Raw genomic sequence first — 22,575 nt, 5'->3', positions numbered from 1 at the left:
TAAATCCCCTCCCTGCATTCCCCTCCCAGCACGCCAAGCCAGCCGCACGGCGCAAGGCGGTTGCTGCGTAGCGAACATAAAGGACCAGCGCCGAGCGAGGGACAGAGACTGCGCAGCAGGCTCGGGACTGAGTGAGGGTAGCCCGGAGGGCCGCCAGTCCAGTGAGCGGAGCAGCAACCGCCTTGCGTCGGGCCGCTCGAAAAAATAAATCTGTCCCCTTTTAGAGCCCTACAATGCGTCGATGAGCCTGCCAATGCCCCCATCGAGCAACGCAATCAACCTCCGGCGCCTGAACGGCGCGCGGATGATCGTGCTCGGCGCGGAAATGCTGATGGCCTGGCTCGTACTGACACGGCTGAAGCTCATGCTGCCGCTGCGGCCGCTGCTCATGCTGTTCGCCGCGGTTGCAGTGCTGGCCCTGCTCACAGCGCTGCGCCTGCGCCTCCAGCGCGCCGTCGCCGATGGCGAATTGTTCCTGCACCTGACGCTGGAAGTGCTCGCGCTGACCGTACTGCTGTATCTCACCGGCGGGGCCAGCAACCCCTTCGCCCCGTTCTACCTCCTGTCGCTGACGCTCACCGCGATATCGCTGCCGGGCTCCTACGCTTGGGCGATGGTGGCGCTGACGATGAGCTGCTACGCCCTGCTCAGCTATTTTCACCTGCCCCTGCCGGCGGTGCATTCCGGACACGGCGGGGGCGCGGTCGGGCTTGGCCTGCACGAGCTCGGCATGTGGTTCGGCTTCGCATTCAGCGCCCTGCTGATCGCCGGCTTTGGGGTGCGGATGGGACGTTCGGTGCGCGATCGCGACCACATGATCGCCGCACTGCACGAACAGCAACTGCAGCAAGACCACGTACTGGCGCTGGGAACGCTGGCCGCGGGTGCCGCGCACGAACTCGCGACACCGCTGTCGACGCTGGCCGTGGTGCTGAAGGACGTCGAGCCCGGCGAAGCGCTGGGCGCACAGCGCCTCGAACTGCTGCGCGGACAGGTCGCGCGCTGCAAGGAAATCCTCGGCTCGCTGGCCGCGAGTGCCGGCGGCTGGCGCGCCGAATCGGGCAGCGCGCGCGATCTCGAGCACTGGCTGCGCGAACTGCTGGAGCGCTGGCGCGGCGGGCGCCCCGAGGTGCAGCTCGAAGCGGTTCTCGAAGGCACACGGCCGGCACCGCGGCTGGTGATCGAACAGACCCTCGAGCATGCCCTGCTGAACGTACTCAACAATGCCGCCGACGCCTCGCCGCAGGCGGTGACGGTGACCGCGCACTGGAGCGCCGACGAACTCGCCATCGAAGTCTGCGATCGCGGCAGCGGCGTGGCGCCCGAACTCGAGGGCCGCATCGGCACCGCGGGGGTGAGCACCAAGCACGAGGGCATGGGGCTCGGGCTGTTCCTGAGCCTGCACACACTCGCGCGCTTCGACGGCGAGGCCCGGCTGATCGAGCGCCAGGGTGGCGGCACCTGCTGCCGGGTGCGGCTGCCACTCGCCGCGCTGCGGATCGTCGATGAACGCTGAGCAAGCCGCGCTCGAGCGCCCGAGCCTGTTGCTGGTCGATGACGACGAGATCTTCGGCTCGGTGCTGGCGCTCGCCTTCGAGCGCCGCGGCTACAACGTGCGCGTCGCCCTCGACAGCGGGCAGGGAATCGCCCTGGCGCGCGAGGATCCGCCCGAGTTCGCGGTCATCGACCTGCGCATGCCGGGCGCCTCGGGGCTGGAACTGGTGCGCGCGCTGAAGGAGCTCGACGAGAACACCCGCATCGTGATGCTGACCGGCTATGCCTCGATCGCCACCGCGGTCGAGGCGATCAAGCTCGGCGCGGTGCACTACCTCGCCAAGCCGGCCGATGCCGACGAGATCCAGGCCGCGTTCCACCGCGACCAGGGCGATGCCGGCGTCGACATTCCCGAGCGCCCGCTGTCGGTGAACCGCCTCGAGTGGGAACATATCCAGAAGGTGCTGCAGGAGTGCGAGGGCAATATCTCCGAGACCGCGCGCCGCCTGAACATGCACCGCCGCACCCTGCAGCGCAAACTGCAGAAACGCCCGCTGCGCAGCTGACAACGCAGCGACGCGACAAAATGTCGCATTCCCGGGACGCAGTTCTTCGGCCACACTCGCGGCCTTTTTGAACGTCGGGGAAATAGCATGCAAATCAAGCGGATGAGCTTTCTGATCGCGATCGCGCAGATTCCGGGCGCGCTGGCCGATCCTGCGGCCACGAGCGAGCTCGAGGAAGTCGAAGTGCGCGGCACCCGGCTCGAGGCACCACGGGCGGTCGGGGCCTACACCGTCGATGGCGCGAGTCTCGCGCGCATGCGCGCATCCTCCAGCGACACCGCGAAGATGCTGCAGAACATCCCTGGCGTGCACGCCTACGGCGCCGGCGGTGTGTCCAGCCTGCCGACGGTGCACGGTCTCGCCGACGACCGGCTGCGGATCAAGGTCGACGGCATGGACCTGATCGCCTCGTGCCCGAACCACATGAACCCGGCCCTGTCCTACCTCGACCCGGCACAGGTCGGCACGCTGCGGGTCTACGCCGGCATCGCGCCGGTCAGCGTCGGCGGCGACAGCATCGGCGCGACGATCGTGGCCGATACCGCGGCGCCGCTGTTCGCCGCGCCCGGCGAGGGCAATCTGCTGCAGGGCGAGGTCGGCGCGTTCTACCGCAGCAACGGCAATGTCAGATCGGGCAACCTCGCCGCGACCTGGGCCAGCGAGAACGTCTCGGTGTCTTACGGCGGCGCGACCTCGAAGGCGGACAACTACGAGGCAGGCGACGCATTCAAGACCACCTACGAGACCGGCCGCCCCGGCCATACGCTCGATCTCGACGAGGTCGGCTCCACCGCCTGGGAAACGCGCAACCACAACCTGAGCGTTGCGCTGCGCAACGAGGATCATTTGCTGCAGCTGAGCCTCGGCTACCAGGACATGCCCTACCAACTCTACCCGAACCAACGCATGGATCTGCTCGACAACGATCAGCGGCGCCTCAACCTGCGCTATATCGGCGAGTTCGACGGCTTCACGCTGGAGGCGCGCGCGTATCGCGAGAAGGTCGAGCACTTCATGGATTTCGGCCCCGACAAGCGCTTCTGGTACGGCACCAGATCGGGCATGGGAACGCCGTGTTCGCCGATCGGCTTCTTCAACGACCCCACCGGAACCTGCGCCGGCGGGATGCCGATGCACACCGAGAGCGAGACCACCGGCGCCTCGGTGCGCACCGACATCACCCTCTCGCCCAATGATCTGCTGCGCGTCGGCGCCGAGTACCAGGGCTACGATCTCGACGACTGGTGGCCGGCCTCCGGCGGCGGCATGGGTCCGGGAACATTCTGGAACATCCATGACGGCGAGCGCGATCGCAGCGCGCTGTTCGGCGAATGGGAGTCACATCACGGCAGCCGCTGGATGAGCTCTCTCGGGCTGCGTTACGAGCGCGTCGCGGCGGACGCGGGCGATGTCCAGGGTTACAGCACCGTGCCGAGCGCGCCCGGGGGCCAGTACCTCGAGAGCACCGCGTTCAATGCCCGCGACCATGATCGCGACGACAACAACTGGGATGCCTCCGCGCTCGCACGCTACAACGTATCCACGACGCTCGATCTCGAGTTCGGTTATGCGCACAAGGTGCGCTCGCCGAACCTCTACGAGCGCTATCCGTGGTCGAGCTGGGCGATGGCGGCGACGATGAACAACTTCGTCGGTGACGGCAACGGCTACATCGGCAACCTCGACCTCGATCCCGAGCAGGCAGACACCTTCTCCGCAGCGCTCGACTGGCACTCCGGCGACGGGTCGCGGCAACTGCGGATGACGCCGTTCTACACCCGCGTGGATGACTACATCGACGCGGTTGCACGACCCGGATTCGTCACCGAGCGCTTCAACGTGCTCGGCTACGAGAACCAGTCGGCGCGCCTCTACGGCATCGACGTCTCCGCACGGATGACGATCGCGCAAACCGGCGCCGGTGAGCTCGGCATCGAGGCGATCGTGAACTACACCGACGGCGAGAACCGCGACAGCGGCGACGATCTCTACAACATCATGCCGCTCAACGCCAGGCTGGCGCTGACCCAGCGCCTCGGCGGCTGGGACAACTCGATCGAGGTACTGATCGTCGACGGCAAGGACGATGTCTCCGATGTGCGCAACGAGATCCCGACCGCGAGCTACGAGCTGCTGAACCTGAACGCCAGCTACTCATGGTCGCGGCTGCGCGTGGACCTTGCGATCGAGAACGTGTTCGACGAGTTCTACTCGATGCCGCTCGGTGGCGCCTATACCGGCCAGGGCATGACGATGAGCATGAACGGCATCCCGTGGGGAATCGCGGTTCCCGGAATGGGCCGCTCGCTCAACGCCGGCATCACCCTGAAGTTCTAGCAGCCTGGCGGGCGGCTCAGTGGCCCTGGAGCCGCGCGCCGGCGATCAGGCCCAGCATCTCGTTGCAGCCGTCCTCGATCATCGAGGCGCGCGCATCGCGCAACAGCTTCTCGACCGGGTACTCGCGGGTCAGCCCGTTGCCCCCGAAGATCTGCAGCGCCTCGCTGGCGACCTCGAACGCGGTGTTGGTGGCGAACACCTTGGCCGCGATCGCGTGCTGGATCGAGGGCGGCTTGACCGCGAGATAAAGCGCCGTGCGACGCGTCAGCGAGCGCGCCGCCTCGACCTTCATGAACATCTTGAAAAGCCGGGCCCGGACGCTCTGGTGGCGCGAGATCGGCAGTCCGCCCTGCACCCGCTGCTCGGCGTATTCCAGCGCATGATCGAGCGCCGCGCGTGCCACGCCGATGAACAACTGGCTCATTCCGGCGTTGCCGTGGCAGAGCATTCCCTCGAGTGCCATCGGGTAGAACTCCGGTCCCACCACGAGGTGCGAGGCCGGAACACGCACATCACTGAAGAACATCTGGCCCTGGTTCAGCGAGCGCTGGCCGATCTTGTCGAGCGGAGCGGGGCGATCGACGCCGGGCGCATCGAGCGGCACCAGTATCACCGCCCCGCCGCTGAATCCCTGCGCGGGATCCAGGGTGCAGAACAGCACCGCGATATCGGCGATGCTGCCGTTGGAGACCCACGCCGCCTTCTGGCCGTTGATCACGTAGTGCTCGCCGTCCTTGCGCGCGATGCAGTTGGCGCGCACCGCGGGATTGGTGACGCAGGGTTCGGTGAATGCGACCGTATCGCTGCCGTGGTCAGGTTCGGTGAGCGCCCAGCAGCCGATCGTGGGCCGCGCCGGATCGCAGAAGCGCGCGTGCAGCGCCGCATCGCCGCTCTGCTCGATCCACGGCTGGTGAAAATGCGACAGCCCTAGGCTGATCGCGAGCCCCACGTCGCCCCATGACAGCTCCTCGTTGATCACGCACATCATGCGTGCCTTTGCGAGCGAATCGATCGTGGTGTCGGCGAAGACCGCGCCGAGCCCCAGTTCGCGGTACTGGCGAAAGACATCCCAGAGCAGCGAATCGCTCGCGATGACCCGTGCGGGATCCTGCAGGCGGTCGAGCTCGCGGCCTGCGGGGCGCAGCACCTCGAGTGCGAACTTGTGGCAGGTCTCGCGGATCGCTAGGTCCTCCTCACTCAATTCGACATCGATATCGGGCAATGTCATCACCGTCTCCCCTGATCGTGATTGCCGCCGCAGGGTGTGCCGCGGTACTGGTTGCATCGTCGGCCAGAGGCTACGACGCCCCGCGGCAGGTGGTCAACCGCAATTCGCGATGGCAATGAATCGGTAATCTCCCAAAAGGGGACAAGCAAAAAGGGGACAGCAAAAAGGGGACAGATTTATTTTCTTCAATACGCCAAGCCAGCCGCACGGCGCAAGGCGGTTGCTGCGTAGCGAAGATAAAGGACCAGCGCCGAGCGAGGACCGGAGACTGCGCAGCAGGCTCCGGGCGGAGAGAGGGCAGCCCGGAGGGCCGCCAGTCCAGTGAGCGAAGCAGCAATCGCCTTGCGCCGGGCCGCACGCAGTAAATAAATCTGTCCCCTTTTTAGAGGGCTCATGCCGCCGCCGGTAGGCGGATCACCACCTGCAGGCCGCCCAGCGGCGACGGGTCGAGCGCGATCGTGCCTCCGTAGGCGATCACCAGGTCGGCCACGATCGCCAGTCCCAGGCCCGAACCGGGTACCGACTCATCGATGCGCGCACCCCGCGCAAGCACCGCGTCGCGCTGCTCCGGTGCGATGCCGGGCCCGTCGTCCTGCACCGTGATCAGCAACCGTGCGGGCAGCGCAGCGCTCTCCAGCCGCGCCTCCATCGACACCACCGTGCGCGCCCATTTGCAGGCGTTGTCGAGCAGGTTGCCCAATATTTCCTGCAGATCCTGTTCCTCGCCGGCAAACACCAGGTCGGCGCCAATGGGCGCGCAGCGCAGCTCGAGCGCACGCGCCGCGTGCACCTTTTCCATCACTCGCAGCAACGCGCGCAGCACCGGCTCCAGCACGACGCGCTGGCCTGGCAGCCCTTGTCCACCGGCGGCGCGGGCGCGCGCAAGGTGCCAGTCAACCTGGCGCCGCGCCAGTACCACCTGCTCCAGCACCAGCCGCGCAAGACCACCATCGCTTGCCGCGGAAGCGGCGTGCGGCGAGCTCGCGACGAGCGCTTCGGCCGCCTGCCCCAGCACCGCCAGCGGCGTCTTGACGGCGTGCGCCAGGTTGCCGGCCTGCTGCCGCGCACGCTGCATGACCTGATCGTTGTGCTCGAGTACCGCGTTGAATCCGTCGACCAGCGGCTGCACTTCGGCCGGCGCCGGCCCTTCCAGTTTGCGCGTGCGCCCCTCGCGAAGCGCCACCAATGCACGCTGCAGCGCACGCAGCGGCGCCAGACCCAGTGCCACCTGCGCCCACGCCGCCAGCAACAGCAACGTCAGCAGCACGGCCAGCGACAGGGCCAGCACGCCGCGGAATCGCATCACGGAATCCTGCACGGCCCGGGTGTCGGCCGCCACCAGCAGATGCCAGCGCAGACCGGCAAATTCCACCGGCCGCACGACGCGCTCCAGCACCAGCAAGGGCGCCCCCTGCGGCCCCGCTGCCGCATGCGCATGCACCGCACCGTCACCCGGGTCGTCGGCGGCGTTGGCCAGGCTTGCGTCCCACAGCGAACGCGAACGCAACAAAGCCGCCTGGTCGGCATCGTTGATCTGCCAGTACAGCCCGGAATACGGTCGTTGCCAGCGTGGATCGGACAAGCTGGCCTCGTCGACCAGCGGCTGACCGCGGGCGTCGAATCCCACCCGCGCGGTCAATTGGTCCAGCTGTTGTTCCAGGGAGACGCGGAACTGGCGCATCACCTCGGCGCGGAACAGCTCGCCGAGCATCGCCCAGGCCAGCAGCAGCGCCAGGCTCAGGCCGAGCGCCGTCAAGCCCAGCAGCCGCAACCGCAGCGACGCTGCCTGGCGCATCATCACGGCAGCGCCAGACGGTAACCCAAGCCGCGCACCGTCTCGATCATGGCCGGTGGCAGCTTCTTGCGCAGCCGTGCAATGAAGACCTCGATCGTGTTGGAGTCGCGGTCGAAGTCCTGGGCGTAGATGTGTTCGGTCAGTTCGGCGCGCGAGACCACGGTATCGGGATGGTGCATCAGGTAGGCCAGCACCCGGTATTCATGGCTGGTCATGGGCACCGGGTGGCCATCCAGCGTGACCCGGCTGCTGCGCGTGTCGAGGCTCACCGGACCGCAATGCAGCACCGGCGAGGCCAGGCCCCGGGCGCGCCGGATCAGCGCACGCAGCCGTGCCAGCAGTTCCTCGCTGTGGAAGGGCTTGGCCAGGTAGTCGTCGGCCCCGGCATCGATTCCCGCGACTTTCTCGTGCCACTGGTCGCGAGCGGTCAGTACCAGCACCGGAGTGCTGAGGCCCTCGAGACGCCATCGTTTGAGCACGCTCAGGCCATCGAGCACCGGCAGACCGAGGTCGAGCAATATCGCATCATAAGTCTCCACGGCGCCCATCTGCCAGGCATCGCGACCGTTGGCGGCCGCATCCACCGCGTAGCCGGCGTCTTTCAGCGTCTGGCGCAATTGCGCCGCCAGCCGCGGCTCGTCCTCCACCACCAGGATGCGCATCAGTCGTGTTCGACGCTGTGTTCGAGAACGGTTGCGTCGCTTGCATCGACCTCCAGTTCGACCAGCACACCGTCACTTTCGAGCAGCTTGAGCTCGTAGATCCAGCGGCCGCGCTCGTGTTCGAGTTCAACCCCCAGCACCTGGCCCGGGTGCTGCTGCGCGACGCGCTCCAGGATGGTGGTCAACGGCAGCACCTCACCGGCCTCCAGCGCAGCGCGCGCGCGGTCATGGTCGCGCTCCCCGCCGGCGACACCACCCGCGGCCAGCGCCAGCACCGCAAACAACACGGCAAAGGTCCTGCGCATCGGGCGATTCCTCCCGTGGTTGATGTCCCCACATGCTGCGCGCTGGCGCCTGAACGCCGGATGAACGCGACTTTCAGCCCCGGTACAGGCCCGCGGGCCCAACATTTGCCCCGTCCCCATCAACCGGAGTTCCCATGACAAAGCTTCTTGCCACCCGATCGGCCCGGATCATCCACCCAAGCCTGGCGCTGCTGCTCGGCGCGGCCGCAGCCACCTTGACCCTGCCTGCCATGGCGGGCGACACCAGCGCCGCGCAACAGCTCGAGCGCTGGAGCGCGCAGGCCGGCACGCCGGGCAATGCCGAGCAGGGCCGCGACTTCTTCAACGCGCGCCACGGCGGCGAATGGTCGTGCAGTTCCTGCCACGGCAATCCGCCGGTCAAAAGCGGGGAACACGCCAGCACCGGCAAGGATATCGCACCGCTGGCGCCGGCCTTCAACGCCCGCGCATTCAGCGACACGGCCCACATCGACAAATGGTTCCGGCGCAACTGCAACGATGTTCTCGAGCGCGAATGCAGCACTGCCGAGAAGGCCAATGTCTTGGCCTACCTGATCGGACTCAAACCCTGAACCGCCACCGTGCATTTTTTTCCCGCTCACCCAGGAGCCAACCCATGAAGCCCGAATCTTCACACTCGCATATTCGCACCCGCCTGGCATTCGCCGGCGCCCTGTCGCTCGGCCTGCTTGGCGTGGCCCACGCCGACGGCAAGCACACGCAGCCACGCGAGGTGTTGCCAGCCTACCAGCAGGAATGTGAATCCTGCCACCTCGCCTACCCCACCCGCATGCTGCCGGCCAGTTCGTGGCACCGCATCATGGGCGGCCTGGACCAGCACTACGGCAGCGACGCTTCGCTCGATGCCCCGACCGCGGAGCAGATCGACGCCTGGCTGCAGGCGCATGCCGCCACCAGCCGCCGTGCCAGCCAACCACCACCAGAGGACCGCATCACGCGTTCGGCCTGGTTCGAACGCGAGCACCGCGAGATCGACCCGGCAGTGTGGCAACACGCCAGTGTCAAGAGCGCGGCGAATTGCGCCGCCTGCCATGCCGGGGCCGCCAGGGGTTCCTTCGACGACGATCGCCTGCGCATCCCGCCCGGGCTGGACAAGCGCTACCAGCGCGCCTTCCACGACGATTGAAGCCGCCGGATTCCCCATTATCAAAAAGGGGACAGATTTATTTTTCTGGAAAACGGAAAAATAAATCTGTCCCCTTTTTGGGAATCTGTCCCCTTTTTGGGTCCCCTTTTTGGTCCCCTTTTTGTTTCAGGAGTTGTACATGAATACTTCCAGCCCCACGCTACCCTTCCCGAGCCGGGCCACGGCCGCCCCGACGCGCAGGGTCATCGACGCGCCGATGCGCATGTTCCACTGGCTGTTCGCGCTGTGTTTCGTCGGCGCATATGCCAGCGCCGACGGCGAACACTGGCGCATGCTGCATGTCACGCTGGGTTACACGCTGGCCGGACTGCTGGCATTTCGCCTCGTCTACGGCCTGGTCGGTCCGCGCCAGGCGCGGCTGGCGCTGCTGGGGCGCAGGCTCGGCGGCCTGTCCGGATGGGTGTCATCGCTCAGGACCAGCACGCCCGGCAACCTAAACTGGCGCAAGGGCCAGAACCTGCTGATGGCGCTCGCGCTCGTGGCGCTTCTGGCAGCCGTGGTACCGGTGACCCTGAGCGGTTACGCCATCTACAACGACTTCGGCGGTGAATGGCTGGAGGAACTGCACGAGTTCGCCGGCGAAGCCTTCCTGTGGCTGGTACTGAGCCACCTCGCACTGCTTCTGGGCCTGAGTGTGCTGCGGCGCAGGAACCAGGCGCTGCCGATGCTGAGCGGGCGTATCGAAGGCGCGGGAACGGACCTCGCAAAACGCAATCACGGTGTTCTGGCAATGTTGTTGCTGAGCGCGGTGCTGGTCTTCATGGCCGCGCAGTGGCAACAAAGCCCCAAGGGCCTGCTGCCCGGCTATGCCTCGATGATCTCGCGCGCTCACGCACATGACGACTGAGAGCGATCGCCTCCAAAAAGGGGACGAAGCGCAAAAAGCGCGCAAAAAGGGGACGGATTTATTTTTTCTGGCGCAAAAAGGGGACGGATTTATTTTTCCAAGGCACCAACAGAAAATAAATCTGTCCCCTTTTTAGTCCCCTTTTTAGCCCGAAAATAAATCTGTCCCCTTTTTAGCCCGTTTTTGCTAAAGCCTAGACGCTAACTCGTTGATTGCAAATCGATGTTTGTGGGGATACATCAGAATCTGTCCCCTTTTTAGAGGCAAATCCGGCTATCAGGCCAGGAAGCTGTATCCGAAACGCTCGATATCCTCGGCGAAACACTGGGCCACGATGTCACGGGTCGGGGCGTCGTAGAACTCGCGCCAGGATCCCGTCGGGCGGGCCGAGGCTTTTGCGTGCGGCAGCTCCAGGCGCTGCCCGAGGTGCAGGCACACCGTGGCGAAATCGCGCTCCAGGTGCTCGAAGCGACAGACCTGGTCGACCAGGATGGTGCCATCGTTGTCGGCGATCCAGCGCAACTGCGGCATGAACATCCGCGGCGCATCGTAGAAGCGCAGATCGTGTTCCGCGTAGGCCAGGCGCACCCAATCGCAAAAGCCCGGCGTCGCCTCGCCGAGCCCGCTCTGGTTGGTCGCCACGCGGTAATGGTAATGCGAGGCTACCTTGTCCCAGGGATTGCGCACCACCGCGAAGGTGAAACGCCGCTCCCAGTTGCGCCGCCCCAACTCGCGGATCTTCTCCAGCGCGGTGCGGTGTTCCAGCGGCAAGCCCAGCGCCCGCTCGACACTGCTGCCGCCGGTCTTGTTGATATGGATGAACACGAACTCGCGGATCGCCACGCGCGCCTCGGGATCGGTGCTGAAACGCGCCTGCGCCGCGGGCGGCGCACTGCCGGTCCAGGTCTCCAGAAATGCATTGACGCGCGCCGCGACGCCGGGCTTTTCATCCGCCTTGCCGGCGAAGCGGCTGCCCTGCTGCGCATCGCGCGAGACCGCCGCGGCGAGTTCCGCACGCAGCGGTGCCGGCAGCTCGGCGCTACCGGTCAGCGCGCCGAACACCAGCTCCGGCTCCGGCGCGAAATCCTCGTAGCGCAGCGCCACGTAGGGGATGCGCGCGTTCTCCAGCGCCAGCAGCGCGCGGTGCGCCGCGAGCAGCGAATTGTGCAGCTGCTCGCGTGACCAGTTGAACTTCGCAATGAACGAATGGCTCCAGTCACGCAGGTTGCGGCTGAGAAAGATGTAGCGCGCCTGCGGGAATGCCGCGATGAATTGCGCGATCGCGCCGTTGGTGCCCGAGCGCAGCTTGATGCAGACGCGCTCACCCGCCACCCCCGCGTGCGCAACGAACGCACTCATCGCGCAATGCAGGATATCCGCGGTGCGCGGATCGTCGCGGTAGCGCCCCACGCCGGAAAAGATATCCGGTTCCGAATAACTCACCAGCCCCGAGACCGCTCCGAGACGGCTGAACAGCGTGCTGCCGCAGCGACCGATCGAGAACACCAGCACCGGGTCCTGGTCCCCGGCACCGGCTGCGCCTTCGGTGAGCGTGCGCATCAGCGGCAACGGCACCCGCAGCACCGAGCCCGCGAGGCGGAACTGGGCCTGGTACAGGAAGGGCTCGTCGAGTGCCGCGCGCGGCGTATCGACCAGCAGGAATTCACCGCGCTCGTAGTCGAAGCAATAGGGCAAAAAAGGGGACAGATTTATTTTCTCGGAAAATAAATCTGTCCCCTTTTTTGCGAGTGGTATCGGCACCCCGGGTGCGAGCCCGAAATCGCCGGGCGCGGCCTGCGCCAGCGGCGCCTTGGCGCGGGCGTGGATCTCGTGACGAGTACAAAAAGGGGACAGATTTATTTTCTCCTCGAAAAATAAATCTGTCCCCTTTTTAGTCGTCCCCTTTTTAGTCCCCTTTTTATGGTTGCGGGCGAACCAGTTGGTTATGCCCTGCTGCAGGAGTGCCTGCACCCGCGCATTGTGGGTGGCGTCGGTGCCGCAGGTGGCGTGGCGCGCAAGGCGGCGCAACTCCCCTGCCCCGTTCAGCACCGCGCCGAGCTTGCGGCTGAAAGCCTGCTCGAAATCATCGGCATACAGCGCCGGATGCACCACGCAACCATCGGGAATCTCGGCCGCCGCATCGGGCCACAGGTACGGGAAGCGCACCGAGAAATGCTCGAAGGCAGCGGGCTGCACGGCGCACAGGTCGGCGCAGCTCAGCCCGAGTTTCATCGCCGCGGTGGCGACGAAGGATTCGTCGTTCGGATAGACCGCGGCCTTCAGCCCGGCGCCGCCGAAGCGCCCCGAGAGTTGCTGGCGCTCGAGCAGTAGGCGATCAATCGCGCCGGCGCCGAGACGCGAGAGCGGGAACGCGCAACCGTGGACCTGTTCGGCAATGATCAGCGCGGGGACGTACCAGTCCCAGCCGCGCTGCCGCTCGCCGAAGCGGCACAACAGCACCGCAGTCGGATCGCGCTCGAAGGGTGCAAAGAAATCATGCAGCCGGGCGTGGGTAAAACGCAGGTCCGGCTCGATCAGCCAGTAGTGGTCGGCCGCGACCGCCGCGCGCAGCGCGTAGTAAAAATAATCGCCGCATAGCCAGCCGATGCGCGGATGTTCGGCGAACAGCGCGCGCGCCTCGAGCGCTGCACGATCGAAAGCGACCTTGTTGAACTCCGTCGGGACGCTGACGTGCTGCTCCGTTTCGTCGAGCACGATGAAGATGTCCTCGGCGTGAAAGCACTCGCGCAGCGCGGCGTACAGATCGCGCTCCGCGCGCCCGAAACGATGACTGCGAATCCCGACACAGACGCGCGGCACCTCCGTCATGCCTGTTCCGTCGCCATCAGCGTGGCAATTTCGCGCACCAGGAGCGTCAGCATTGCATCGGGCGGAGTCGCGGCGACGTTGCGCTGCATCACCTGTTGCGCGAGGCTCCAGTCGTAGCTCCCCTCATCGAGGCCAAGATGCGCGAGCATACTCGCCGTGACTTCCCGCGGTGCGGATACCAGGCGCTCGTATTCAACGATCAAACCGGCCGCGGGCCGCTTCTCCAGGAATTCGTCGTAGGCGCGATACTGGGTGTCGATCTCGCCCAGCATGCGACGGATGCGGCGGGTTTGTTCCGCGGGCGGGAAGCGCTCCCAGTTGGACTCCTTCACGAAGGCGTGCACCTTGCTGCGCGTGACCTCGAGGCGGTCGCGTTTGACGAAGATGAAGCGCCCCTGCGGAAACAGCCGTGCCAGCGCCACCAGCACGGCAGGCGCGTTGTAGAGGATTTCCTTGAAACCCCAGCGCTGCCCCGGCGCCAGCCGGCCGGCGAAATAGCCGCTGATGAACTGGCGCAGCTGGGTGGCGAATTCTTCCGCCGAACAGGGATTCACCCACTCCAGCGCCGCGCCCGGATCAACGAGCGTCGGCACCAGCTGCCTCCACGCCTGCTGGCCGGGTGCGAACATCGTCGCCTGGCGGTGCCCCGGTTTGCTCATCTGCGTGTAGGCGCCAAGCAGGCTGGCGAGAAAGCCGTGATGCTCGCCCCACACCACCAGCGCCGGATGGCAGTTCAACAGACGCTGCACCAGGGTGCTGCCGCTGCGGCCGGTGGAGATCACGAACACCGGGCGCAACGCTGCGGCATCGGGCGCGCGGGCGCCGGGTTGCGCGGGGCTGGGGCCCGCATGCTGCTCGAGTTCCGCGAGGCGGCGCGCCTGCTGCGCGGTGTGCTGCAGCGAGAGCTCGAGCACCCGCTCGACATCGATCGCCGGTGGCGTTGCCGACAGCGGCGCATCATCGAGCGGCGGCTGGCCGCAGTCCGCGAGAATGCGGTTCAGCGCGGCGCGGTCAGTGGCCATGTGCGCGCGCACCGCCGCCAGTTCCTCGGCGCCAGGCAGCAGCTTTTCGAGGACCGTCGTCAGCGCCGCCGGCGCGGCTCCCCTGCCCGCGGCGCGATCGTTCTCGAGCACCCGCAGCAGCAGTTCCTCGGCCGAAGGCGCCTCGTTGACGCGCACGCTCTCGAGACCCGCGCCATCGAGTCCGGTGAGTTGCTGGAAATCCGCGACCACGTCAGCGATCGCATCGAAATTGCGCACCGCGCAACGCTCCGGGAAACGCTCGATCCACGGCGCAAGCTGGGCGGCAAATGCCATCGCCTCGTATTTCAGCCACTGCGCGAACGGGCGCGTTTTGCCGGGATAGCGCTTGTCCTTGATGCCCCACTGGATATAGGCCGAGCGGGCCCAGGCATCGTGGCGCCGCACATAGGAGACGATCTGCACCTCCAGCCCGGATTCGGCCAGCGCGCTGACGGTGTCGATCACGAAACCGGTGCGCTGCAGGAACCACTCGTTGCTCCAGACGATGGTATGGCAGCCCGCCTCGCGGATCGCCGGCAGGCTGGCGCGGAACACTTCCAGCAGCTGGGCGTTGGCGAGCTGTTTGTCGAGGGCCACGAACTCCGGCGTGCCGGTGATCTTCTGCCAGTGGTAGCGTTGCACCGGTGCGTGCTCGAGCATCATCCCGAGATACCAGCAGCCCTGCCCGAGCAATGCGTCGCGGCGCGCGCGCAATGCGCTCTGGATCGCGGTGGTGCCGGTCTTGCCGGGGCCGAGGTGGAATACCAGGCGAAGAGCTTGCGCGGCGTTCATCTAACGGGGCTGCTCAGGACGCGGCGTAGAGCGCGAGATGGGAATCGACGCATTGCTGCCGCGGCGCCACGGCGGGCAGCGTATCGAGCACCCGATCAAATTTCGCCGGATCCTCGACCAGGGTGCGGATCAGGCCCGCCAGCGCGACCGGATCGCTGGCGCGGTAGTGATAACCGCCGCTGCCATCCTGCACCTTTTCCGCCATCCCGCCGATACCGGGGCAGATCACCGGGCGCCCGGCGCGGAATGCCTCCTGGATCACCAGCGGCGAGTTCTCCCACCACACCGAGCCCATCAGCACCCAGTCGATGCCGGCCAGCAGGTGTTCCATCTCGTGCGGTTCGTAGGCGCCGTGCAGGCGCACCGTGCGCGCATTGTCCGCGAGCAGTTCCGTGACCCGCTCGCGGTAAACCGCGGGCTGGCTGTCGAGCCCCGAGCCGAAGATATCGAGGCTCATGCGCCGGCGCACGCGTTTGGGCAGCAGCGCGATCGCCTCGAGCAGCACATCGACGCCCTTGAACGGATTGATCTGCCCGAAATAGGCAAAGCGCCCGCGCGCCTCGTCGGCGGCGAGTGTGCGCGGCGGCTGGCGTTGCCCGTCGGGGATGCCGTTCTCGAGCACCTCGATGCGCACCGCGGGAAGGCCCCAGGCCACGTAGCGTTCCTTCAGGAAGCGGCTCGGCGAGATGAAGCGGTCGACGAGATCGAAATGCGCCTTGATGTAGCGCTCGCGCAGGAAGAAATCCTCCGGCGCGCGCTCGGGAAAACACTGCGCGCATTCGCGCGGGCTGTAACGGTGGCACAGGCGTCCGTCGGTCTTGAGCATCTGGCCGCTGTTCATGCAGATCGCGATGTACTCGTGCAGCGTCAGCACGATTTTCGCATCGGGGCAGGTGCGGCGCGCGGCGCGGATCATCTCGAGGCCGAGATGCACGTAGTGCTGGAAGTGGATCACGTCGGGGCGGATCGTGCGCAGCAGCGCGGCGAAATCGCTGTCCGGACCGAGCGCGATGGTGGCGCAGAGATCAGGAATCTCGGCGTTGCCGCCGATCAGGTACTCGCGCTCGTTCAGGGCCGCGACCGGGGTGCCGGGATGCAGCATCTCCCTTGGGGCGCGCGCGATGAACCAGGCCTGGTGCGCGCCGCCGGCATTGATGCCTTCGAACAGATGCCACGCGGCCAGCTCGCCGCCACCCTTGCTGAAGCTCGGGTGGCCGTGGCTAAAGATCGCGATGCGCATCGGCGGTTCCATCGGTTTCGGGGTTGGCGATGATCCCCGCGCGGATCCTGCCCTGGTAACGCCAGCCGTTGAACAACGTCAGCAGCTGGCGAAAGCCGGCGCTGGCGTTGGCATTCTGCGACTGGCGCTCGAGATGCCACAACCGCGCGCGCGGCACCAGCCACAGCGTGCGCGCGCGCTGGCGCAGCGCCAGGCACAGGTCGCTGTCCTCGAAATCCCCGACCAGGTAGCCCTCGTCGAGACCACCGCAGTCGAGGTAATCGGCCTTGCGCAGCATCAGGCAGGCCGCGGTCAGCAGCTCCTGTTGCGCGGGCTCCTCACCGCCGTTCCACATCTGCCCCTTGCCGGGATGCACATTGAGCAGGAAACCCGGCACGAAGGGATCGCGTTGGGGGCACATGCCGGCGTGCTGAATCGAATCGTCGCAGTACTGCAGCAGCGGCCCGACCGCGCCGGCACCGGGCAGTTCGTCGAGCGCGCGTTGCAGTGCGCCGAGCCAGCCACGGGCGCGCGGTATCACGTCGGAATTGAGCAGCAGCACGGTGTCTGCGCGCGCCAGCGACACGCCGACGTTGTTGGCGCCGGCAAAGCCGAGATTGCGCCCGTAATGCACGAGGCGGAACGCCGTGCCAAGCAGCTCGTGGTACGCGACGGCGGTATCGAGCGCCGCGAGTGTGATCGCGGGATCGTCGACCACGTAGATCAGGTCGACCGCGACAAAATCCGGGTCGTCGGCAAAATGCACCAGCTGGTGACGCAGGAAATCGTAACGCCCGTACAAGGGCACGATCACGCTGACCGTGGGGTTGGCGGGCGGCGTGCCGAACTGCTGGCAGACGGGCACGGGCGGCGTGCCGCGATCCGCGCGCGCGGTGGCCTCGATCGCCGCGCCGAGGCCGCGTTCGTAGATCGTGTGCAGCTGGTGGCGCAATTTCTCCGGCGAGGGAATCGATTCGAGAATCTCGCGCACCAGCGCGAGCCCGCTGCGATGCGGCTCGTCGGTCGGCAGTTTCAGCCACACTTCCTGCTCGTCGGCAAAACGCAGGCACAATGCGCGCGCATCGCCCGGGAAGGTCGCCAGCGGCACGAAACCGAAGAAGCCGCGCATCTCGCCGACATCGGGGTAACGCTGGTGCAGCTGCTCCAGCACATCACGGCGCTGCAGCGCATACAGCGCATCGCTGACATCGCAGCTCAGGCCCGCGGGTCCGTGCACGCTGATCGAGGCCAGTGTCGCGGCCGGCTCGAAATGCCAGCCGAAGATCACCAGCCCGGCATCGCCGAGACAGAACGCCTGATCCATCGCCGCGAAAGCGCGGCGCGGATCGCGCAGGAACCGCGTCATCGAGGGATACAGCTCGTCGAACTGCGCCAGCTGGAACTGATCGATCAGCGCCAGCAGCGCGGCATCGGCGCCCAGACACATGCCGCGCACGCTGGCGCCGGCATGCGGCCAGCAGGCACGCAGGCCATTGGCCAGTTCGGCCGGGCGGGTTTCGAGTGTGAATCCGAGCGTGCCGGCCTGCTCGTCGAGCAGCACCGCGAGGCTGTACTGCTCGAGACGCCCCGGCAACAGGATCACGAAACCGTGCTGGTGCGTGGACGTCTCGGCGGCACCCATCGCGGCGCTGACATCGGGCCGCGCGGTGGTGACGATCCGCACCCCGTCCTCGCCGTCGCGCAGCGGGATCGCGACGCTCTCGCCGCGACCCTTCGCGCCGAGCGCCGCCAGTCGCGTCTTGTTGGCGCCCGGATCGTACAGCCAGCCGATGATGATGCGCCCGCGCTGCGGCCCCGGCGAAAAGGCCAGTTCCACGTGCGCGCGCACACCGGAGCCGAGTTCCTCGAGCGGCTTTACCTGGTCGCGGGTGTAGCTCGTGACGGAGCTTCCGGGTGCGGTTTTCTGCTGCATCGTCATGCCACTCCCACCGCGGGCAGTTCGCTACAGCGCGCGCGAAACGCGAGCAACCGACTGTTGATCGCGCGCGGATTGCGCTGCAGCGACAGCGGCAGCAGGTTGGCCTGCTGGCCGATTGCGGCGAGACGCCGGCCGATCGCGCCGATGTCGAAGGCAGACACCGGGTAGCCGCCCTGCAGCGCCAGCGACAGCGTGTAGCTGTAGGTCTCGGGCCACAGCGAGGGCAGCCACACGAGGTGCGGGTGCAGTGCATCGAGCTTGTCGTGGCCCTCGTGCTCGAGGTAGCGGCCGCTGACCTCGACGCCTGCCTGCAGCAGCTGGGCATCGTTCATGCTGTAGCCGAGCACCGCGAAGCGCAGCGGCAGGCGCCGCTGGCGTGCATCGCGCGCGCACTCGAGCAGCACCTCGAAGCCCTTGACCAGGCTGATCGCACCGATCACCACGACCCGCAGCGGCTCGTCGGCGTGCAGCAGCGGCTCGCGCAGCTGTACCGTTTCGGCGTTGATCTCCTCGTGCGGCGCCACCGCGATGCGCAGCTCCGGGTGATAGCGGTGCAGGCGCTCGCTGACATCGGGGTCCGGCACCCAGATCCGGTCGGCGGCGCGCAACAGCTGCGCGTTGGCCTCGCGCCAGTCGCGGATGCTGCGCGCGGCGTGCCGGTTGCCGAGCGCTCCGAGGCAGTTGTCGCAATCGCGCTCGGCGGGTTCGCCGCAATAACGGCCGCTGTCGTCGGCGAGATTGATGCGCGGACAGATCACGTGGTAGTCGTGGATATCGAGTTCGAGCGTGGCACCGAGCGCCTCGCCGAGTTGCACCAGCTGGCCCGGCGCAGCGGCGGTGAAATCCACCGTGCCATGCACGTGGATGCTGCTGATGCGCAGTTGCGCGAGCGCGCCGGCCAGCAGCGCGGTGTTCTCGAGCGCGAACACCGGCTGGTTGGGCAGCAGGATGTTCCGGGCCGCGTTGATGCGCACGTGGTGCGGCTGGCCCGCGACCGGGCGCAGGTAGAACACCCCGTAGCCTTCCTCGAGCAGCCGGGCGCTGTCCTCGCGCAGGTGGCGCTCGGCGCCGCCACCGCGGTTGTGGCAGACCATCAGCACGTTGCGCTCGCGCGCGAGCAGCGCGAGCCGGGCCCAGTCGAGCTTCTGGCGCGCGCCGGCGACGGGATCCTCCTCGATGAATTGGCGCACATCGCGCTGGTAGCCGGGATGACGCCGGTCCATCACGCCCATCGCCGCAGCCACGCGCTTGGCGCGCTCGCCCTGGAACGACACGCTGCCGAGATGGTGCACGAACACATCGGGGGCGATGATGTTGCGCCAGCCAGCCGTGATCGCGCGCTGGCACAGATCGTTTTCCTCGCCGTAGCCGCGCCCGAAGGCCGCGCCGTCGAACAGCCCCACCTGGTCGAGAAAATCGCGCCGCAGGTACAGGCAGAAACCGACGCCGGTGGGTGTCTCGATCTCCAGCCCGTGATTGACCCGCGCCGCGAGGGCGTCGAGTTCGCCGAACGGAACCTCGAGCGGATAGGGGTTGTCGTGCAGGAAACGGGGATAGCTCGCGATGGTGGCGTTGTTCGACAGCGGCGTGACGGTGGCGGTGCGCGAATCGCGGCGCGCGCTGGCACGCAGGCGATCGAGCCAGTCGCCGAAGACCTCGGTATCGGAGTTCAGCAGCACCACGTCGCGGCGCGGGTGCAGCGTCATGCCGCGGTTGGCGCTGGCGACGAAACCACGATTGCCGTCGTTGTCGAGCAGCGTGAAATAGCCGAGCCCGGCCTGGCGGCGCAGGGCCTCGACGAGTTCCTCGTCGGGGCTCGCGTCATTGATCACGATCAGCTCGTGCGGGGTCTCGTTCAGCGCCAGCAGCACGCTGCGCAGGCAGCGCAGGGTCTCGCCCTTGCCCTTGTACACCGGCACCACCACATCGACCAGCGCATCGTCCAGGCGCGGGCCCGGCTCCAGGTCGGCCCAGTTGTCCGGCACCACCGCCGGCACATAGGGCGCGGGCTCCGCGGCCCCTCCACCCAGGCCGGAGGCGGTGACCGGGCGCCCCTCGAGGCGCCCGTAGCGAAGGTAGTGCATCAGCGGGTTGACGCCGGCCTCGGCGACATCGGGATTCGCCAGCAGGTAGAACGCCGAATCGAACTGGCGACACGGCGAGCGGCCATCGCTGCCGCCGCAGCCAAGGTAGTGAAGCAGCGGATCGATGCCGGCGCGCGCCACGTCGCGGTTCTGGCGCAGGTAGTACTCGACATCGAACCAGGCGCTCGGCGAGGTCTTGAAAAAGCGTCCGAGCAGGCGGTAATGCAGCAGCGCGTTGAGTTCCAGACCCGCGCCGCGGGCATGGGCGCGGTAGTACGGGGGATCGAACAGCGGTATCGGCGGGCGCCCCTCGTGATCGCCGTAGCGTACATAGTGCAGCAGCGGATCGGCGCCGTCCTGGCGCACGTCCGGGTTCATGCTCAGGTACCAGTCGGCATCGAACAAGCCGGTGCCGCGCACCAGCGCGCCGAGGTGACGGTGGTACAGGTTGCGCAAGCCGAGCGCGCCGCTCGCGCGCTGCACCAGGCGCAGCCACCCGAGCAGCAGCCGGCCGCGCCAGATCTGGGTCTGCTTGCGCACGTGATAGCCGGCCCGCATCAGATATCCACCACAACCTTCGCGCTGACCGCAATCTGGTACATGATCTGGGTGAGGTCTTTCCAGATCTGGCGCGACTTCACGTCGATCTTCGGCAATACCAGGATTTCATCCCCGGCACGCACCTCGGCGCTCGCGGGCCCGGAGCGGAACAGGCTCTTCTTGCCGGTGGCCTCGTTGAAGCTGCCGTCGCGATGCGCCACCACCACCCGCGCCAGGTCGGCGTTCTGGGTATAGCCACCGGCGCTCAGCACGTAGTCCCCGAGATCCAGCGCCTCGTCGAAGGCGATCGCGTTCGGGAACAGCACCTCGCCACTGACCAGCACCAGGCCATCGCGAGTCGGCACCCGCAGCAGGTCGCCGTTCTCGAGCAGCAGCTCGTCACGCTGGCTGGCGCCGGCGATCAGCACCTGCCCCAGCGGCTCGATCGCGCGCGCGCGATCCACCCACTGCAGCAGCAGCTCGGCCTCGTCCTTGCGCAGCCGTGCCTCGTCGCTGGTGCCCGAGCGCGCGGTCAGCGCCGCGGCCTCGAGGCTTTTCAGCGCGGTCTGCAGCATCTGCTTCTGGCGATCCTTCACGCTCAGCCGGAACAGCTGGATGCTCTGCTCGTCAGAGCGCTCGGAGAACTGGATCTGCCCGAGCAGCTCGCCCATGCGCGCGCCGTAGGGGAGCACGTATTCCTGCGCACTCTGGTGCTCGCCCTCGACCCGCACCGTGATCGTGCCCTGCTTCTTGTCGGCGGTGAAGGCGAGTTCGTCGCCGTTGAACAGCGTGACCTGCTGCGCCTCTTCGAGCGCGTAGTATTCGACGTTGCGGGTGCTGCCGGTATTGCGCACCACCCGCACGTGGTTCGCCTGCGGCTGCGGCTTGGCGAGGCGCGACAGGGCACCGACGGTGAAGACGCCGTCGGCGAACTCGAAGCGATTGGCGTTCTGTGCCATTCCGGTGACCAGCACCGAATTGCGCCGCGGCTTGACGAAGATCACGTCACCGTCGGCGAGTTGTACCAGCGGCATGCGCCCGTCGAGCAGGAAGTCATAGAGGTTGACCTCTGCCCGCACCGTTTCGCCGCGCTTGACCTGCACCGCGAGAAACGAACCGCGCTCGGCATCGATGCCACCGGCCTGGTCGAGATAATGCAGCAGGCTGTCCATGCTGGTGCCGTTGTAGAGACCGGGGCGATTCACGAAACCGCCGACGAATATCCGCACCGGCTGCGCCGCGGCCAGGCTCGCATAACTGTAGACATTGGCGCGAAACACCCGCGCCACCGCCGATTCCACCACCCGCTGCAGATCCTCGTTGCGCACCCCGAGCACCTTGATCGGACCGACGTGGGGCAGGAACAGGTTGCCCTTGGGGTCGACCAGCAGCAGGGAGTCGAAGTCGAAACCGCCCCACAGGCGGATCTGGATCTGGTCGCCGGTCGCCACCACGTAATCCGGGTTGAACTGGGTCGCGCCCACGCGCGCAAAACTGCCGGTGAAGAGCTGGGCGCCGAACACATTGCTGTTCAGGTTCACCGAGTAATCGAATGCGGGCGCGCTGTTGGCAACGATCCCGGGGGCGGCGGTGGCGTCCTCGGGCGGCACGGATTCACGCGGTGGCGCCTGCTCGGCGGCCGGGGCACTCAGACCGAGCGTCTGCGACAAATCGAACGGCGAGTAATCGGCGGCGAAAGCCGGGCCGCACAGCCAGGCGAGGAGAACGAGGGTAATCAGCCGTGGCAT

The 22,575-nt window shown here is 67.0% G+C and carries 16 protein-coding genes; 6 read left to right on the top strand and 10 right to left on the bottom strand.

Going from position 1 to position 22,575, the window contains the following annotated elements; genetic code table 11:
• Positions 1-253 precede the first annotated feature (253 nt).
• The 3 genes from IPF49_15930 to IPF49_15920 all read left to right on the top strand — a co-directional run bounded on the left by IPF49_15930 (position 254) and on the right by IPF49_15920 (position 4,397).
• On the top strand, positions 254-1,516 hold the full coding sequence (locus IPF49_15930) for a HAMP domain-containing histidine kinase (protein MBK6289091.1): 1,263 nt from the start codon (positions 254-256) through the stop codon (positions 1,514-1,516).
• On the top strand, positions 1,506-2,060 hold the full coding sequence (locus IPF49_15925) for a response regulator transcription factor (protein MBK6289090.1): 555 nt from the start codon (positions 1,506-1,508) through the stop codon (positions 2,058-2,060). The genes IPF49_15930 and IPF49_15925 overlap by 11 nt, the downstream gene beginning before the upstream one ends.
• A 102-nt stretch (positions 2,061-2,162) precedes the next feature.
• Positions 2,163-4,397, top strand: a complete 2,235-nt coding sequence (locus tag IPF49_15920; GenBank protein MBK6289089.1) for a TonB-dependent receptor — start codon at positions 2,163-2,165, stop codon at positions 4,395-4,397.
• Between the two features lie 16 nt (positions 4,398-4,413).
• Here IPF49_15920 and IPF49_15915 read toward each other — a convergent pair whose 3' ends face one another.
• The 4 genes from IPF49_15915 to IPF49_15900 all read right to left on the bottom strand — a co-directional run bounded on the left by IPF49_15915 (position 4,414) and on the right by IPF49_15900 (position 8,387).
• Positions 4,414-5,625: an acyl-CoA/acyl-ACP dehydrogenase gene (locus tag IPF49_15915; protein MBK6289088.1), complete on the bottom strand. Its 1,212-nt coding sequence runs from the start codon at positions 5,623-5,625 to the stop codon at positions 4,414-4,416.
• Between the two features lie 391 nt (positions 5,626-6,016).
• Positions 6,017-7,420: a sensor histidine kinase gene (locus tag IPF49_15910; GenBank protein ID MBK6289087.1), complete on the bottom strand. Its 1,404-nt coding sequence runs from the start codon at positions 7,418-7,420 to the stop codon at positions 6,017-6,019.
• Between the two features lie 2 nt (positions 7,421-7,422).
• On the bottom strand, positions 7,423-8,082 hold the full coding sequence (locus tag IPF49_15905) for a response regulator transcription factor (protein MBK6289086.1): 660 nt from the start codon (positions 8,080-8,082) through the stop codon (positions 7,423-7,425).
• On the bottom strand, positions 8,082-8,387 hold the full coding sequence (locus IPF49_15900; GenBank protein ID MBK6289085.1) for a PepSY domain-containing protein: 306 nt from the start codon (positions 8,385-8,387) through the stop codon (positions 8,082-8,084). Before IPF49_15900 ends, IPF49_15905 begins: the two co-directional genes overlap by 1 nt.
• 134 nt (positions 8,388-8,521) lie before the next feature.
• On the opposite strand from IPF49_15900, the gene IPF49_15895 reads away from it, so the two are divergent.
• The 3 genes from IPF49_15895 to IPF49_15885 all read left to right on the top strand — a co-directional run bounded on the left by IPF49_15895 (position 8,522) and on the right by IPF49_15885 (position 10,402).
• Positions 8,522-8,959 (top strand): DUF1924 domain-containing protein, encoded by a 438-nt coding sequence (locus tag IPF49_15895; GenBank protein ID MBK6289084.1) that lies wholly within the window; start codon positions 8,522-8,524, stop codon positions 8,957-8,959.
• Positions 8,960-9,003: 44 nt separating this feature from the next.
• Positions 9,004-9,534: a diheme cytochrome c gene (locus IPF49_15890; GenBank protein MBK6289083.1), complete on the top strand. Its 531-nt coding sequence runs from the start codon at positions 9,004-9,006 to the stop codon at positions 9,532-9,534.
• A 139-nt stretch (positions 9,535-9,673) separates the two neighbouring features.
• Positions 9,674-10,402, top strand: coding sequence for a cytochrome b/b6 domain-containing protein (locus tag IPF49_15885; GenBank protein MBK6289082.1), 729 nt, complete (start codon positions 9,674-9,676; stop codon positions 10,400-10,402).
• A gap of 276 nt (positions 10,403-10,678) precedes the next feature.
• Here the strand turns inward: IPF49_15885 and IPF49_15880 are convergent, their stop codons facing one another.
• From IPF49_15880 to IPF49_15855, 6 genes are all read right to left on the bottom strand, one after another.
• The gene (locus IPF49_15880) at positions 10,679-11,239 is read right to left on the bottom strand and encodes a hypothetical protein (protein MBK6289081.1); all 561 of its coding nucleotides are present in this window, start codon (positions 11,237-11,239) and stop codon (positions 10,679-10,681) included.
• A 1,988-nt stretch (positions 11,240-13,227) separates the two neighbouring features.
• Positions 13,228-15,045: a sulfotransferase gene (locus IPF49_15875; GenBank protein ID MBK6289080.1), complete on the bottom strand. Its 1,818-nt coding sequence runs from the start codon at positions 15,043-15,045 to the stop codon at positions 13,228-13,230.
• 13 nt (positions 15,046-15,058) lie between these two features.
• Positions 15,059-16,285: a glycosyltransferase family 4 protein gene (locus IPF49_15870; GenBank protein MBK6289079.1), complete on the bottom strand. Its 1,227-nt coding sequence runs from the start codon at positions 16,283-16,285 to the stop codon at positions 15,059-15,061.
• Entirely contained in the window at positions 16,266-18,203 is a 1,938-nt protein-coding gene (locus IPF49_15865) for a glycosyltransferase family 2 protein (GenBank protein MBK6289078.1), read from the bottom strand. The genes IPF49_15870 and IPF49_15865 overlap by 20 nt, the downstream gene beginning before the upstream one ends.
• Positions 18,200-20,845 carry a glycosyltransferase gene (locus tag IPF49_15860; protein ID MBK6289077.1) on the bottom strand — a complete coding sequence of 882 codons (2,646 nt, stop codon included), beginning with the start codon at positions 20,843-20,845 and terminating at the stop codon, positions 18,200-18,202. Before IPF49_15860 ends, IPF49_15865 begins: the two co-directional genes overlap by 4 nt.
• Positions 20,845-22,575 (bottom strand): polysaccharide biosynthesis/export family protein, encoded by a 1,731-nt coding sequence (locus tag IPF49_15855; GenBank protein ID MBK6289076.1) that lies wholly within the window; start codon positions 22,573-22,575, stop codon positions 20,845-20,847. The genes IPF49_15860 and IPF49_15855 overlap by 1 nt, the downstream gene beginning before the upstream one ends.

The sequence above is a fragment of the Gammaproteobacteria bacterium genome (assembly GCA_016705365.1).
Classification (GTDB): Bacteria; Pseudomonadota; Gammaproteobacteria; order Pseudomonadales; family UBA5518; genus UBA5518.
Note: the sequence above shows the minus strand (reverse complement) of the source record. Positions and strands in the feature narration are given on the sequence as shown.